At 63.0% G+C, this 13,513-nt stretch carries 16 protein-coding genes, 2 tRNA genes and 1 pseudogene; 10 read left to right on the top strand and 9 right to left on the bottom strand.

The window, feature by feature from the left end; translation table 11 throughout:
• The first annotated feature begins 155 nt into the window (after positions 1–155).
• Positions 156–231 (top strand) — tRNA-Cys (locus OPC11_RS11965).
• A gap of 160 nt (positions 232–391) precedes the next feature.
• On the opposite strand, the gene OPC11_RS11960 is transcribed toward OPC11_RS11965, so the two are convergent.
• Entirely contained in the window at positions 392–1,357 is a 966-nt protein-coding gene (locus tag OPC11_RS11960; protein WP_264781997.1) for a Gfo/Idh/MocA family oxidoreductase, read from the bottom strand.
• A gap of 93 nt (positions 1,358–1,450) precedes the next feature.
• On the opposite strand from OPC11_RS11960, the gene OPC11_RS11955 reads away from it, so the two are divergent.
• Complete coding sequence (locus OPC11_RS11955) at positions 1,451–2,263, top strand: hypothetical protein (RefSeq protein ID WP_264781996.1); 813 nt, start codon at positions 1,451–1,453, stop codon at positions 2,261–2,263.
• A 16-nt stretch (positions 2,264–2,279) separates the two neighbouring features.
• Here the strand turns inward: OPC11_RS11955 and OPC11_RS11950 are convergent, their stop codons facing one another.
• Together OPC11_RS11950 and OPC11_RS11945 are read right to left on the bottom strand one after the other, a co-directional pair.
• Positions 2,280–2,480 (bottom strand): hypothetical protein, encoded by a 201-nt coding sequence (locus OPC11_RS11950; protein ID WP_007980185.1) that lies wholly within the window; start codon positions 2,478–2,480, stop codon positions 2,280–2,282.
• A 289-nt stretch (positions 2,481–2,769) separates the two neighbouring features.
• Positions 2,770–2,843: transfer RNA gene (locus OPC11_RS11945), tRNA-Lys, on the bottom strand.
• Positions 2,844–2,952: 109 nt separating this feature from the next.
• Between OPC11_RS11945 and OPC11_RS11940 the strand changes: the two genes are divergently transcribed.
• Positions 2,953–4,239 carry a M20/M25/M40 family metallo-hydrolase gene (locus tag OPC11_RS11940; protein WP_264781995.1) on the top strand — a complete coding sequence of 429 codons (1,287 nt, stop codon included), beginning with the start codon at positions 2,953–2,955 and terminating at the stop codon, positions 4,237–4,239.
• Between the two features lie 9 nt (positions 4,240–4,248).
• Here OPC11_RS11940 and OPC11_RS11935 read toward each other — a convergent pair whose 3' ends face one another.
• Positions 4,249–4,914: a hypothetical protein gene (locus OPC11_RS11935; protein ID WP_264781994.1), complete on the bottom strand. Its 666-nt coding sequence runs from the start codon at positions 4,912–4,914 to the stop codon at positions 4,249–4,251.
• Between the two features lie 110 nt (positions 4,915–5,024).
• Here OPC11_RS11935 and OPC11_RS11930 point away from each other — a divergent pair, with 110 nt between their 5' ends.
• The 5 genes from OPC11_RS11930 (at position 5,025) to OPC11_RS11910 (ending at position 8,487) form a co-directional block, all read left to right on the top strand.
• Positions 5,025–5,477 carry a hypothetical protein gene (locus tag OPC11_RS11930; RefSeq protein ID WP_232423783.1) on the top strand — a complete coding sequence of 151 codons (453 nt, stop codon included), beginning with the start codon at positions 5,025–5,027 and terminating at the stop codon, positions 5,475–5,477.
• 99 nt (positions 5,478–5,576) lie between these two features.
• Entirely contained in the window at positions 5,577–6,209 is a 633-nt protein-coding gene (locus OPC11_RS11925; RefSeq protein WP_007980177.1) for a VOC family protein, read from the top strand.
• A 142-nt stretch (positions 6,210–6,351) separates the two neighbouring features.
• Positions 6,352–7,314 carry an oxidoreductase gene (locus OPC11_RS11920; protein WP_264781993.1) on the top strand — a complete coding sequence of 321 codons (963 nt, stop codon included), beginning with the start codon at positions 6,352–6,354 and terminating at the stop codon, positions 7,312–7,314.
• 54 nt (positions 7,315–7,368) lie between these two features.
• Positions 7,369–7,797: a Rieske (2Fe-2S) protein gene (locus OPC11_RS11915; RefSeq protein WP_264781992.1), complete on the top strand. Its 429-nt coding sequence runs from the start codon at positions 7,369–7,371 to the stop codon at positions 7,795–7,797.
• Between the two features lie 60 nt (positions 7,798–7,857).
• Positions 7,858–8,487, top strand: a complete 630-nt coding sequence (locus tag OPC11_RS11910; protein WP_264781991.1) for a helix-turn-helix domain-containing protein — start codon at positions 7,858–7,860, stop codon at positions 8,485–8,487.
• Between the two features lie 48 nt (positions 8,488–8,535).
• Here the strand turns inward: OPC11_RS11910 and OPC11_RS11905 are convergent, their stop codons facing one another.
• The 3 genes and pseudogenes from OPC11_RS11905 to OPC11_RS11895 all read right to left on the bottom strand — a co-directional run.
• Complete coding sequence (locus tag OPC11_RS11905) at positions 8,536–8,967, bottom strand: MoaD/ThiS family protein (RefSeq protein ID WP_264781990.1); 432 nt, start codon at positions 8,965–8,967, stop codon at positions 8,536–8,538.
• A 167-nt stretch (positions 8,968–9,134) separates the two neighbouring features.
• The gene (locus OPC11_RS11900) at positions 9,135–9,470 is read right to left on the bottom strand and encodes a cupin domain-containing protein (protein WP_264782005.1); all 336 of its coding nucleotides are present in this window, start codon (positions 9,468–9,470) and stop codon (positions 9,135–9,137) included.
• A pseudogene (locus OPC11_RS11895) lies at positions 9,453–9,674 on the bottom strand (DUF2249 domain-containing protein); the annotation flags it as partial. The pseudogene OPC11_RS11895 and the gene OPC11_RS11900, both read right to left, overlap by 18 nt.
• 224 nt (positions 9,675–9,898) lie before the next feature.
• Here OPC11_RS11895 and OPC11_RS11890 point away from each other — a divergent pair.
• Positions 9,899–10,438, top strand: coding sequence for a hypothetical protein (locus OPC11_RS11890; protein ID WP_018128894.1), 540 nt, complete (start codon positions 9,899–9,901; stop codon positions 10,436–10,438).
• 3 nt (positions 10,439–10,441) lie between these two features.
• Positions 10,442–11,533: a hypothetical protein gene (locus tag OPC11_RS11885; protein WP_264781989.1), complete on the top strand. Its 1,092-nt coding sequence runs from the start codon at positions 10,442–10,444 to the stop codon at positions 11,531–11,533.
• Here the strand turns inward: OPC11_RS11885 and OPC11_RS11880 are convergent.
• Both OPC11_RS11880 and OPC11_RS11875 read right to left on the bottom strand, forming a co-directional pair.
• On the bottom strand, positions 11,530–12,798 hold the full coding sequence (locus OPC11_RS11880; RefSeq protein WP_264781988.1) for an MBL fold metallo-hydrolase: 1,269 nt from the start codon (positions 12,796–12,798) through the stop codon (positions 11,530–11,532). The genes OPC11_RS11885 and OPC11_RS11880 overlap by 4 nt on opposite strands.
• Before the next feature lie 73 nt (positions 12,799–12,871).
• Positions 12,872–13,351, bottom strand: a complete 480-nt coding sequence (locus OPC11_RS11875; protein ID WP_069451025.1) for a DsrE family protein — start codon at positions 13,349–13,351, stop codon at positions 12,872–12,874.
• Positions 13,352–13,513 lie beyond the last annotated feature (162 nt).

Below are 13,513 nucleotides of genomic sequence, written 5' to 3'. Positions count from 1 at the left end.
GTGCGCGAGCCTCTGGGAAATCCGATTCGCCGCCTCCCATTCATACTCGCATTCACTACCCGCACGGAGCCACCGCTCTGTGCGGGTTTTTCTATTTCTATACAGTCGCTTGAGACCGCTACGTTTAAAGTGACCGACTTCAAAGGAGAGACTGCGCCAAGGTGGCAGAGTCCGGCCGAACGCAGCGGCCTGCAGAGCCGCCCATCGCCGGTTCAAATCCGGCCCTTGGCTTTTCGTGAATCCGTTCCCGTAGCGACCGCTATGTGACTGCAACCGGGATTTCTTCTTGGATACTACTCCCAGTAATACGCATTCCGTACTCTCTTGTCACGCTTCGGTCTGTTTTACGCTCGAAAATTTTTTGACTGGTATCCTGTCTCCTGAGATTCATTTAGAGTGATATCGGTTCTCGTTCGTGGGCACTTTCGCGGATGGCATCGATGAGTTGGAGGGTCCGCGTCGCATCCGTCGCGTCCGTTACCGGTGGTCGTCCGTTCTGGATGGACTCGACGAAGTGATCGACCTCGCGGGCGTACTGATTCGTCGGGTCGAACTCCTCGACGACGTGTCGGTCGTCGATTCGGTACGTCAGTTCGGTTTCGTCGTCTTTCGATGGAACGAACGCGTCCGGCGCTTCGATCCATCCGTTGGTGGCTTCGATGCGATATCGTTCCGTACCGACAGTCGTGAACCCCGAGGAAATCACCGCCGTTACACCGTCTTCGTATTCGAGGATGGCTGTCAGTTCGGTTTCGACGCCGCAGTCCATGGTGTCGGTCGCTGTCGCGTACACGCGCCGGGGTTCTCCGAGGAACAGTCGTGTGGCGTTGACCGTGTAACAACCGACGTCCATCAGGCTCCCGCCCGCGAGGTTCGGGTCGAGTCGAACGTCTTCCGGGTCGTCCAGTGAAAATCGAAGGCTGGCTTTGAGCGAGCGGATATCCAATTTCCGTGCGATTTCGACCGCGCGTTGGGTTCGGGGATGGTAGCGATACATGAACGCTTCCATCAGCGTGACGCCACGCTCGTCACAGTACGTACTCGTCTCGCGCGCTTCGGCGGCGTTCACTGCCAAGGGTTTCTCACAGAGAATGTGGTGCCCGTGGTCTGCGGCCCGCTTCGTCCATTCGGCGTGGAGTGCGTTCGGGAGGGGGTTGTACACGGCTTCTATCTCGTCGTCTTCGAGTAACCCCTCGTACGTTCCGTAGGTGTGTGGTATGTCGAGTTGCTCTGCGACGGTCGCAGCACGAGATTCGCTCCGCGACGCGAGCGCAGTGACTTCGTGTCCCGCCTCTTTGATGGCCGGTATCACGGCATTCACGCCGATTTTTGCCGTGCTGATGACGCCGAATTTCATGCCTCACGTTCGTTTTCGACGCTAATGAAAAGAAGGGGTGAACCGTGTAACCAAAAAGTAACCATTATACCGAACGCGGACAGGGGCTAGAGTATGCAACGACGAGCAGCGGGCGTATACATTGCGATCTTCCTCGTCATTTCTGCCGGGGCATACTCACTGGTCGGCATGGCCAAGGAGCCGACGGTTTCGGTGAATAACCCGGATCAGACGCTCTCACAGCAGGGACAGAAGTTCACTGTCGACGGGCGACAGTACAATGTCTCCTCGTTGAGTGGGGGCTCCGCGGAGGTCGCGTGGACCCAGCAAGCCGCCACGTATTCGGCTGAACTGGCGAACAACTCGACAGTCGAACAGGACAACACCACGTTCCAGGTCCTCATCCCGAACAAATCGGAGCCGAAGAAAGCGACGCTTCGGGAGGTCCAGAACCTCTCGGAAGGTACGCAGACGGTCAAACAAGGGAACGAAACCTACGTCGTCGTCAACGGCAGCAGCGGTAACAAGTCGCTCGTTCCGGTCGACGAGTACAAGCGCCAGCAGTTCGGCGAACCGACGACGAAGACGCTGCGTACGGGCGACTCGTTCCAGTACTCGAACAACTCCACCACGGTCGACAACATCACGGCCGAGGCAGTGATGCTGCAGTGGAAAGCACCGAAAACGACCGTTTCCTCGGTCGAGAGTGGTTCGACGGTCGAACTCGGACCGAACAACGAGACGTTCGTTGCACACGGCCAAGGCAATAAGGTCCTGCTGTCGTCGGACGTGAAGGCCTACAACGAACAGGAGGAAGCGGTGTCGCACTTCCACGAGCGCATCGCGGGACTGTGGGGTGTGTCCATCCTCAGCTTCATCGCGGCGGCGCTCATCGGAATGCTCGCCTACCTCCCGTTCAAGGGATAACAGCTACAACCGCTTTTTACGTCCGAGCGATCCACGCGAGAGCCGCGCCGATACCGATAGCGGCGACCGCACCGAGTATTTGGCCCAGCATGAGCAGGACGCTTCCGGATTTGTGCGCCCACGGCATACCGACGAGCGTTCCGATTCCGATGAGAACGAGCAGGACCCCGAACGCGGTTCCGAGCGGTTCGAGTGGGTCCGATATGTACCGGTTCATACCCGTTCCTGTGTTCGGATAACTTATAATATCTACTGAACGACTTCGGCGAGCGTTCGTTTCTACGATACCCGTCTTCTTGCGACGCTCTCGATGTCGCGGTCTGCGAGAAGTACGGGGTGGGGATTTGAGCCGTTTCACTCCTCATCTACGTTCGTCGTGAAAACGGGCTGGAAGGGATTTGAACCACCTGAAGACGCTTCCTCACTCGCGATGCTCGTGAGACTGCCTCTTCCATAACTCAAACCCTTCGAACCGCTTCGCTCGTCACCTTCGTTCCTCACAGAAGCGGGCTGGAAGGGATTTGAACCCCTGGCCGTCTGGTTAAAAGCCAGACGCTCTGCCTAACTGAGCTACCAGCCCTCATCTCTTCTTGCGAGTTGCGACGTTTAAACGTTTGCCATTCCGCTCGGCAGCCGTCCGTATTTCCGGGGTGAACATCGTTTTCTCCCCCGGTCACGACTGTTTAACCATGACCGACTTCGAAACCGAACAGGATGACGAGTTGCGCGCGTTCACCGAACGACTCTGTTCGTTCGACACGACGGGCGGCAACGAAGGCCCCGCACAGGAGTGGCTCGCAGATCGGCTCTCCGAGATGGGCTTCGAGACGTACGAGTGGACGGCCGACGCCGAGCGGTTGGCGGAACATCCGTCCTTCCCGGACGACCCTGTCGCCATCGAACACACCGAGGCGAGCACCGACGGGCCGACCCTCGTCGAGCGTCCGAGCGTCGCGGGTGTCCTGGAGTTCGGCGACCCGGACGACGGCCAGACGCTCGTCCTGAACGGGCACATGGACGTGGTTCCCGTGGCCCGCGAATCGTGGGACACGGACCCTTTCGAACCGACGTGGGAGGGTGACGACCTCACCGCTCGCGGCGCGGTCGATATGAAATCCGGACTCGCGTCCTGTGTCTTCGCGGCGAAACACCTCCACGAGAACGCCGAGGGTCGGAATCTGGACGGCCGACTCGTCGTGGAAAGCGTCGTCGGCGAGGAGGAGGGCGGACTGGGTGCGGCGGCGGCAGCCCTCTCGAATCCCTATCCGTTCGAGCGCGACGCGGCCATCGTCGCCGAACCGACCGACCTCACGCCGGTCGTTGCGGTCGAGGGAACGGTCATGAAACGGCTACGCATTACTGGTCGCTCCGCGCACGCGGCCACGCGATGGCGCGGGGAGAGCGTCCACCCCCACTTCGAGGCCATCCGACGGGCGTTCTTCGAACTCGAAGCCGAGCGGAGCGAGTCCGTTACGCATCCGCTGTACGACGAGTTTCCGATTCCGTGGCCCATCGTGGTCGGGACGGTCGAGGCGGGAACGTGGTCGTCGTCCGTCCCCGCGACGCTCACCGCGGAGATGCGCCTCGGCGTCGCGCCGGGCGAAACGGTCGATGAAGTCGAGGCCATGTACGAAGAGCGGCTCGCCGAAGTGGTCGAGGAGAGCGAGTGGCTTCGTGACCATCCACCGACGTTCGAGCGGTTTTCCATCCAGTTTGAATCCGCGGAGACGGACCCGGACGAACCGATAGTCGGCGCGCTCCAGTCCGCGATGGACGGTGAGAGACTCGACACGACGCTCCGCGGCGAAACCTACGGTGCGGACTCGCGTCACTACGTCGCCGCGGGAATCCCCACGACCCTGTTCGGACCGGGGACCATCGAACAGGCGCACTTCCCGAACGAGACCGTTCACTGGCCGGACGTCGTGACTGCAGGAACAGTCCTCACCGAGACGGCCCGAACGTTCCTCGATTAATTTCAGCTTTTAGCCGAGTTCCTTTTCGAGCGCCCGAGCGATCACGTGTTCGGGTTCTTCGTCCGCGAGCGCGGCCTCCCGGCGGAGTTCGCGGTACAGGTTCGGTGGGAGTGAAAGCGTCACCTCGCCGAGCGTGACGCCGTGGTTTCGGAGCGCGCGCTCCGGGGGTGCCCCGTCGCTGATGTCGCTGACGATGGCACGCACCTCGCGCACGGTCAGCGAGTTGTCGAGGACTGCCCACGCCAGTTGGTAGCGCGCGTCGCCGTCCACCCGAGCGATGTGTTTGGCGGCCGTCGGAGCGATGTGGCCGACGGCGACGTGGCGTCGAATGGACCGCGGGAGGTCGTGCACCCGCGCCCACTTTCGGATGAAGGAGACCGTCGTTTCGCCCCCCGCTCGTTCCGCGGCCTCTTTGTAGGACCCGACGCCACGGACGAGCGCTGCACAGGCCGCCGCTCCGCGCAACATGTATACGTTGTCCTCGCTCCCCGGACTGCCACCCGCAAACGCGCGGGCGGTTCGCGCCGCCTCGGCGACGCTCTCCGGGTCGTCCGGGTCGAACGCCTTCGCTTCTCGTGCGTGCGAACCGGTAATCGCCGCGTCCCCGCGGATGACGGGCTTTCCGACCGGCGACTTGCGGTCCGCCGGTGGCTCCTCTCCCGGGCCGTTAGTCATCGTTCGTGGATTGGGCGGACGGGGTAAAAAGGAACCGCCCGAACGGACCCGTCACGCGAACCTTTCGTTCGCACCCCACGTTTATGTACGAAGCCGCGCAATTTTCCCGCGTGACTGGCCGCAGCACCGACTACTCGACGGAGGAGCGCCGACTTCGCCCCCGCGACGAGAAAAGGGGCGTCGAGCAGTGGGTCGAAAGCGTCTTCTTCGCGGTTGGGGAGGTGACCTTCCTCGGTTTGCCCGCCTTCTACGGGTTGATGGACGCCGAACCCAACGCGCCGCTGAAGTTCGCCGCGTTGTTCGCGTGGCTGGCGCTCGTCCTCTGCGTCGGGACGTTCCGCGGCCCGTGGCTCGACATCGACTGGCCGCCGGTGACGCCCGCGCTTTTCTTCCTCCGGTTGCTGTACTACAACGTCGTCATCGCCGCCGTGGCCTATCTCGGGACGGCTATCGACCTCGCGTTTCACTCGCCCGCTCCGACCGCGACGGTCACGGTGCTCCTGTCGGTCGGAAGCGCGCTGGCGTTTCCCCGCCTCGCGTGGACCGTCGATGCCTACCGGTAGCCCGCCGTCGATTTACCCACTGACATCGATGTCAGGTGGTGACGCTCCCGTCCGCGAGGGTATATCGTCGTTCGGGACCAACGAGGAAACGAGAACGCCATGTCCGACGAACCTTCCACCGACGGCGAGGCACCGATTACCGCCGAACGCCCCGACGGTGCGGTCCCGCTGACCGGAACCGACCACATTACGCTCATCGGGAGCAACGAGGAGGATACGGTCGAGTTCTACCGAGACATCCTCGGGATGCCGCTCGTCCTCCGCCAGCCGAACCTCGACGCGCCGAACGTCACGCACCTGTTCTTCGACAGCGGCGACGGCCGTATCATCACGTTCTTCGTTGAGGAGGGCCGCCAGTCGAATCCCGCGCCACAGCGAACGGGAATCGGCGCGGTGCACCACCTCGCGTTCCGGTTCGACCCGGAGCGAATCGAGGAGGTGCGCGAGCGTCTCGAAGCGCACGGTCGCCGATACAACGAGTTCGACCGGAGTATCTTCTACTCGCTGTACACCTCCGACCACAACGGACTGACCATCGAACTGACAACGGACAAATTCGACATCCCGGACGACAGGCGCGCGGAAGTGCTCGCCGTCGCCCAGCGAAAGCGAGAGGAGGACGGCTCGGAGTACGCGAAGAGCGAACACCTCGAAGCCGCGCTGGAGGAACTCGGCATCCCGGTCGAACCGGCGGACCTTCCCGACGCGCCGACGGGCGCGGGCGGGTTGTAGTGTCGGACGATGGATTGACAGCAGGCGGAGTGTGGACGGATAGGCGGCGGATGACGGATAGGCAGATAGTGAGTGGATAGGAGGTCCCAGTCCCACCTCGTTGGGCGGTGACTTTCTGTACCGGGCGGCCGTAGGCGGTTCCATGACCGATTCCGGGTGGACCGCAGAGAGAATGCCGGACATGACTGGCGAGACGGTAATCGTCACGGGCGCGAACAGCGGCCTCGGCTACGAGGTGACGCGCGCGTTCGCCCGAACGGGAGCGTCCGTCGTCATGGTCTGCCGACGGACGAATCACGCGAAGACGATGAAGGGGAAAATTCTCACCGAGGCTCCCGATGCGACGCTCGACGTGCGCGAACTCGACCTCGCGGACCTGTCGTCGATTCGCGCTTTCGCGGACGGCTTCGAGTCCGAGTACGACGACCTGCGCGTCCTCTGTAACAACGCGGGCGTGATGGCGGTCCCGCGGGACGAAACGGCGGACGGGTTCGAACTGCAGTTCGGCGTCAATCACCTCGGACATTTCGCGCTCACCGGACTCCTACTCGATGCGCTGCTCGAAACTGACGGCGAGACGCGCGTCGTCACCCAGAGTAGCGGCCTGCACGAGAACGGGGAGATGGACTTCGACGATTTGCAGGGCGAACGCGAGTACGACAAGTGGGACGCTTACGCCCAGAGCAAACTGGCGAACGTGCTGTTCGCCTACGAACTCGACCGGCGACTCGGCGACGCCGGTATCGAGGACGTGGCGAGCGTCGCCTGTCACCCCGGCTACGCGAGTACGAACCTCCAGGGTCGCGGCCCGAGGCAGGAGGGTTCGACCCTTCGCCTGTGGATGATGCGCATTGCGAACGCGGTCCTCGCCCAGAGCGCCGAACGCGGTGCCCTGCCGATGCTCTACGCCGCAACCGCTGGCGGCATCACGGGCGGCGAGTACGTCGGCCCCGACGGGTTGATGAACATGCGCGGCCCGCCTTCGGTCCAATCGTCCAGCGACCGCTCCTACGACGAGGTGGTGGCGGAACGCCTGTGGGACTCCTCGGAGGAGTTGACCGGCGTGACCTACGATTTCCGACGGTCGAAGTCCGTCAGCCACTGACGTTCTCCCCGACGGAGGGATTATTTTAACTGTCGAGGCGCGAACGGGATGCGTATGGAGACGGACGACGCACCCTGCCTGACGACGGTCGAAAACCTCCCCGAAAACGACTCGTTTCTGTTCACGGTTCGGGAACGCGACGGGTCGGAAGAGGAGGTCGTTCTCGTTCACGGCGACGACTGCATTACCGCGTGGAAGAACTTCTGCCAGCACGAAACCGACCAGCGACTCGACCGCGGTTTCGGCGCGGCGATGCGCGACGGGGACATCATCTGCCCGAAACACGGGTCCATGTTCGACGGCTGTTCCGGCCACTGTGACAACGGGAAGGCCGCCGGTTCGACCCTCGTCCCGGTCGATGTCACCGTGGACGACGGTGCCGTCTACCTGACCGACCGAACGTGTGAGTTTGCACACGAGGGCGGTATCGAGGAGGACGACGAAGACGACATGCCGAGTTCGTCGTCGCACCTCTCGTTTTAGATTTCCGATTTCGGACACGTTCAAAAATCGATTTCCACGTACGGAGCGAGTGAACTGACGATGGCGACCGCGAAACTCACGATTACGATTCCGACGGACGTTTGGGTCGGTGACCTTTCGACGAATCACCCGACCGCGGAGTTCCGGGTGTTGGCGGCGCTTCCGGCCGAGCAGACCGGCGTCGGACTCCTCGAACTGACTTCGACCGACATCCCGTCGATTCTCCGCGAGATGGCGGCGTACGACGACGTTCTCGATGTCGAACCCCTCCGCGCGTCCGAGGAGACGGCGCTCGTCCGGTTCGAGACGACCGACCCGATTCTCCTCCTCTCGATGCAGGAGTCGGGGGTTCCGCTCGAACTGCCGATAACCTTCCGCGACGGGGAGGCCACGCTCGAAGTCACCGCCTCGCACGACCGACTCTCGACGCTCGGGACGCAACTGGAACTGTTCGATATCGCTTTCGACGTGGAGTTCGTCCGCGAGATGACGGCTTCCGAGCGGTTGCTCACCGAGCGCCAACGACAACTCCTGACGACCGCAGTCGAGTGCGGCTACTACGACTCGCCGCGAACCTGCACGCTCACGGACCTCGCGGCGATGGCCGACATCGCCAAATCGACGGCCAGCGAGACGCTCCATCGAGCGGAAGGGAAGGTCATCAAGCAGTACGTCGGTACCGACGAGTAGTCCCGTATTCCGTCGCCGTTCCGCCGACCCGACCCATCCCGATTCGGCTCAGCAACAGTAGATGAACGGATACATCAGCGCTACGCGGTCCCCGTCCTCCAAGCGCGTGTTCAACCCGCCGATGTGCTCGTTGAAGGTCCCGTTGATGGCCACTCGTGCGTACGCGCGGGTTTGCTCTCCCTCCGGGTTCTTCCGCCACGTTCCGGGGAGTTCCCCGGGGACCGTCGCCCATCCCCGCGTCGTCGCGTCGGCCTCCGTCTCGGCGATGAGCATGTCTTCGACGTCGTACTCCGCGAAGAACGCGGTCAGGAATTCGCGGAGCGTCGTCCCCTCGAAGGTGAACGTGAGTCCCGGCGACCCTACCGCATCCCGGACGTGGCCCGTACAGCGCACCTCGACCGTAGTTTCGGCCGTCGGTCGTTCCTCACTCGGTTCTGTTCTCCCATCCGATTCCACTCTTGCGTTCGATTCGGTCTTCATACGTCACTAGACGACTCCCGGAACCGAGAAGCCGTGTGCGAACATGTTCGGGAATCGTTCGGTCTCGGGGCCTCACGGTCACGAACGGTCGATTCGCGGCCGGTCGTTCGGTGTCTGTCGTAGCGGGCGGCGGTGTCGGTCGTCACGGGTGTCGGTCGTCGCGTCCCTCAGTCGGCATCCGTGGCCCGCGGAGCGAGCACGAGCAGTGCCGTGCTGTCGGTCGTCGCATGCGGTGCGACCTCCTGCTCGCCGTCGAATCGCACGATGTCTCCCGTTTCGATGTCCCGCGTTTCGTCGCCGACGTCGAGTTTCATCTCGCCGGACACGAGGTAGAGGACGATTTGACGGTCCGGATGTTGGTGCTCGGGGATGCTTTCGCCCGCCGCCAAGCGAAGGCGGACCGTCTTCGGTTCGCTGTCCGGGAAGACGACCGCGTGCGGCGTCTCGTCGAGGTCGTCGAGGTGGACGACCGAACTCGCCGTCGTCTTCGGAAACCGGGCCACGAACTCCTCCGGTCCTCTCTGTTCGGCTTCGTAGCTCTCGGCGTCGAACGTCGGGTCCTCGGCCTGCAACTCGTAGAAGAACGGCTTCGGTTCGTGGTCGTTGACGAGTTCCAGCGTCTCGCCGCGGTCGAGGTCGGCGAATTCCGCGTGGATGGTCGCGTGGCGTTCGGACGGTGGCAGGTCGCGGACGTCGATTCGTGTCATACGACTCGTCCTACGCTACCCGTCGTCATCCGATTTCATCCGAACATGTTCGCCTCCTAGTGCGTGTCCGATAGACGTCCTCGACTGCTCACTCCCTTGTCGTGTCCCACTACTTTCATCCGTTCCACGGCGATGAAACAGACGCGAGTGCCGGTAGCGGTTAGCTGGGAGTTCTCAGAACGGTTCTGCGGACTTTTATCGAGTTGTCGGTCGAACTGAGTGTCATGGTCATTGTTGATGAGAAACTGGTCGATGACCTCTCGCTCCGCGACCGCGAGTATCAAATCGACGACTTCGTGACGTACCTCGAACGTCACCACCACGGGGAGGAACCGGGGATTTCGATGGAGTGTCTCGACGCCTACGCCGACGCGCTCGGCTACGACAGGGACCGCACTCACGCGCTGCTCGAAGAGCGGCTGACGGATTCGACGACGTGGACGCCCGGGAACAACCTCTATCGGGTGGGGGAGAACGTCAGCATCTATCCGCCGTCGTGGCACGAAAAGCTGAGCGACACGATAGACATCGCCGAGTACGTGCGAATCATGCTGGAGGAGAAAATCGCGGCGACCGGCAGACTGCCGCCCGCTCGTCGTGGGGTTCCACAACCGGACATCCTCACCGCCATCGAGATATTCGCCGACCTCGACCGCGAGATGGGCGAGGACCTGCTCAAAAAGCAACGACAGGAGGGGTCCATCGTGGTGTTCGCCTCGCAGAACCCCGAAGACCTCGTTCGACTGCCGAAGACGGAGGAATAACGCATGAAGATAGCGACGGAGCGAAACGAAAACGGTCAGTTCGAACTGTTCGTCCTCCTCGACGGCGAGGTGTACACCAGCAGGCAGGTGGGGTCGGAAACGGAGTGGACCGAGTGGGAGCGACTGGACGGGGCCGAAGGAACGTCCATAGCGGTCGGTCGCAACGAGGACGGTCGCCTCGAAGTGTTCGTTACGGACCCGTCGAACGGGACGTACCACAACCGCCGGGAGACGGCCGATTCGGAGTCCCCGGTCGGTGACTGGGAGGGGTGGCGTCCGCTCGCCGACGACCCCCGTCCGGGCGGGTCGGTCGCGGTCGCGCCCAACGGCGACCGACGACTCGAAGTCTTCGTCACCGACCCGACGACGGGGACGTTCCACACGAGACAGACGGAGCAAAACGGGACCGCGTGGACCGACTGGAAGTCCCGAGGGGACCGAGCGGGCGACGAAATCGTCGTCGAACGCGACGCCGAGGAGCGGTTGCAGGTGTTCCTGCTCAACTACGCCGACGAAGGGGCGGGCCTGACGGAGGCCGAAAAGGAGTTCCTGTACGGGGTCCACCACTGCTGGCAGGTCGAACCGGACGGCGACGAGTGGGCCGATTGGCACCGACGCGGACGAGCGAACGGCCACTCGCTCGCCGTCGGGGAGAACGAAGACGGACGCTTCATGGCGTTTCTCGTTCGGGACGACGACGTGCCGATTCACATCCGGCAAGTCGGGTTCGAGGATACCGAGTGGGAGGAGACGTGGAGCGAACTGAGCTATCCGGAGGATTTCGAGATATTCCACCGGCCGAAGGCGAAATCCGTCGCTGCCGGTCGGGACGCGGCCGGTCGGGTGGTCGTGTTCATCACCGGCCGACGACTCCACAGTTTGGCACAGCAGTCACCGAACGGCGACTGGTCGCTGTGGGAGCGATTCGGCAAAGTCCGCTGCGCCGGACTCGACGTCGCCCGAACGGCGGACAGGCGACTCGTCGTCTTCGGTCTCGAAGACGACGAGTCGCCTGTCCGCCGTCCGAAGGTTCACCAGCGATGGCAGCGGGAACCGAACGGCCGCTGGTCGAAGTGGTGGTCCCGCACGATTTAACCCCGAGTCGTTTCCGTCGGCGCGGCGTCCGCGCCGATTTCGAACCGACTTCCGAGTTCGGGTGCGCTCGCGTCGTAGCCGTCGGCCCGTAACTCCTCGGCGAACGCCGCGCACCTGTCGCCGTGGTTGACCAGCACCGTGGCGTCGCGGTAGGAATCCAAAAATTCGAGGAGGCCGTCCCGGTCGGCGTGGGCGGAGAAGTCGTAGGACTCGACCTGCGCGCTGACGGGCATGACGCGGCCGTCGATTTCGCCGCGTCCGGTTTCGAGCAGGTCCCGGCCGGGCGTTCCCTCGACCTGATAGCCCGTCATGGTGATTTTGTTGACCGGATTGGCGCGGATTTCGGGGATATACGTCATCGCCGGGCCGCCCGAGAGCATCCCCGAAGTCGTCACGATGACGGTGTTCTTCCGCGCGATTCGCTTGCGCTGGCCGTTCCGCCCCGTCACGAACCGCGCGTTCGAGATGGCCCGCTGGAGAGCGTCGGGGTCGCGGACGAACTCGGGGTGCTGGCGGAGCATCCGCGTGACCTGCTTTCCCATTCCGTCGACGTAGCAGTCGATGTCGTGCGCTTCACAGACCGTGAGCATCTCCTGTGTCCGGCCGATGGCGAACGCCGGGACGACGACGGTGCCGCCCTCCCAAATCGTCGTCTTCACGCTCTCCGCGAACTCCCGCTCCGTCGCGGCCCGCTCGCCGTGTTCCACGTCCGAGTACGTGCTCTCACAGAGTACCACGTCCGCGTCGGGGCGGGCGGTCGTTCCGGACAGCAGTCGCTGGTCGCCGGTGTGGAAGTCGGCGGTGTACAGCAGTCGCGTCTCGCCGTCGTCCACCAGCACGTGCGCGCTTCCGGGGATGTGGCCCGCGTTGTAGAACGTGATTTCGTGGCCCGCCGCCTCGAACGACTCGCGGTAGCCGTGGGGTTCAGACACCTGCGTCACCCGTTTGAGTTCGGCCTCGGTGAACGGGCAGTCGTAGCTCCCGCCGTGCAGTTTCAGCGTGTCCCGCGCGAGGATGCGCGTCAGTTCGTAGGTCGGCGGCGTCCAGTGAATCGGCGGGCGGTCGTCACCCGAGAGCAGGGAGGGGAGGATACCGACGTGATCCAGATGGCCGTGAGAGACGACCACGGCATCGGGGTTCACGTCGCCGACCGGATACTGCGGCGGATTCCCGGTCAGCATTCCGTAATCGAGGAGGAGGGAGTCGTTGACGAGAATCGCGCTCCGGCCCACCTCGCGCGCCCCGCCGAGAAACTGGATATTCATTGGGGGGTCTAACGGACGAAGCCGTTTTTCTTCGTCGGTTTCGACCGCCCCGCAAAGAATCACCGACGCGCGGTCACGGGGCCTTGATGTACCCGTAGTTCAGTTCCTGCAGACGGGCCAGTTCGCCGACACCGGAGGGGACGGATTCGACGCCCGGGAGGAGGTCGTCTTCGGTCACGTCCAGCATCTCCATCGCGTTTTCACACGCGCGGAAGGTGACACCCCGTTCCTGTAGCGACGCGATTCGGTCCGCGAACTCGTTGTCGGCCGTCGGCGGGGTGTAGACGAGGATTCCCTTCCCGTTCGCCAGCAACACGAGGTCCTTGACCGGAACAGTCTCGTCGTCGAGCAGGTTCTTCGCGTTCAACAGCGCGTGTTCCTGCGCCGCCGATTCGCCGCTCGATAGGTGAATGACGGTCTTCGACGGCGGGGACGGCCGTGAACACGCGTCCGTCCGCTCATCGAACCGGTCGGCGGTTCCGCGAACCGATTCGCTCCCGAACAGGAGGGTACCGAACGCACCGGCGGCCGAAACGAAGCTTCTTCTCCACATGCACTTTTCATTTCGGTCTCGGTTGCAATAATGCTCGTTCTGAGTTTTTATTCTTGAAAACAGTGGAAAAATATATCTCTATGTATGATCTCGATACTTTTCGTCGTGTCCGAACGAGTCGTTTCGGTTGACTCCACGACGTTCCCTCCGAGCGCCGACGTA

It is taken from the genome of Haladaptatus sp. T7 (assembly GCF_026008575.1).
Lineage (GTDB): Archaea > Halobacteriota > Halobacteria > Halobacteriales > Haladaptataceae > Haladaptatus > Haladaptatus paucihalophilus.
The sequence above is the reverse complement of the archived record's forward strand: the minus strand, read 5'-3'. Positions and strand labels throughout refer to the sequence as shown.

What these genes read in the sequence shown, in the direction of transcription:
- OPC11_RS11960 (WP_264781997.1), bottom strand. Translation starts at nt 1,357, where the DNA reads ATGAAATTCGGCGTCATCAGCACGGCAAAAATCGGCGTGAATGCCGTG.
- OPC11_RS11955 (WP_264781996.1), top strand. Translation starts at nt 1,451, where the DNA reads ATGCAACGACGAGCAGCGGGCGTATACATTGCGATCTTCCTCGTCATT.
- OPC11_RS11950 (WP_007980185.1), bottom strand. Translation starts at nt 2,480, where the DNA reads ATGAACCGGTACATATCGGACCCACTCGAACCGCTCGGAACCGCGTTC.
- OPC11_RS11940 (WP_264781995.1), top strand. Translation starts at nt 2,953, where the DNA reads ATGACCGACTTCGAAACCGAACAGGATGACGAGTTGCGCGCGTTCACC.
- OPC11_RS11935 (WP_264781994.1), bottom strand. Translation starts at nt 4,914, where the DNA reads ATGACTAACGGCCCGGGAGAGGAGCCACCGGCGGACCGCAAGTCGCCG.
- OPC11_RS11925 (WP_007980177.1), top strand. Translation starts at nt 5,577, where the DNA reads ATGTCCGACGAACCTTCCACCGACGGCGAGGCACCGATTACCGCCGAA.
- OPC11_RS11920 (WP_264781993.1), top strand. Translation starts at nt 6,352, where the DNA reads ATGACCGATTCCGGGTGGACCGCAGAGAGAATGCCGGACATGACTGGC.
- OPC11_RS11915 (WP_264781992.1), top strand. Translation starts at nt 7,369, where the DNA reads ATGGAGACGGACGACGCACCCTGCCTGACGACGGTCGAAAACCTCCCC.
- OPC11_RS11910 (WP_264781991.1), top strand. Translation starts at nt 7,858, where the DNA reads ATGGCGACCGCGAAACTCACGATTACGATTCCGACGGACGTTTGGGTC.
- OPC11_RS11905 (WP_264781990.1), bottom strand. Translation starts at nt 8,967, where the DNA reads ATGAAGACCGAATCGAACGCAAGAGTGGAATCGGATGGGAGAACAGAA.
- OPC11_RS11890 (WP_018128894.1), top strand. Translation starts at nt 9,899, where the DNA reads ATGGTCATTGTTGATGAGAAACTGGTCGATGACCTCTCGCTCCGCGAC.
- OPC11_RS11885 (WP_264781989.1), top strand. Translation starts at nt 10,442, where the DNA reads ATGAAGATAGCGACGGAGCGAAACGAAAACGGTCAGTTCGAACTGTTC.
- OPC11_RS11880 (WP_264781988.1), bottom strand. Translation starts at nt 12,798, where the DNA reads ATGAATATCCAGTTTCTCGGCGGGGCGCGCGAGGTGGGCCGGAGCGCG.
- OPC11_RS11875 (WP_069451025.1), bottom strand. Translation starts at nt 13,351, where the DNA reads ATGTGGAGAAGAAGCTTCGTTTCGGCCGCCGGTGCGTTCGGTACCCTC.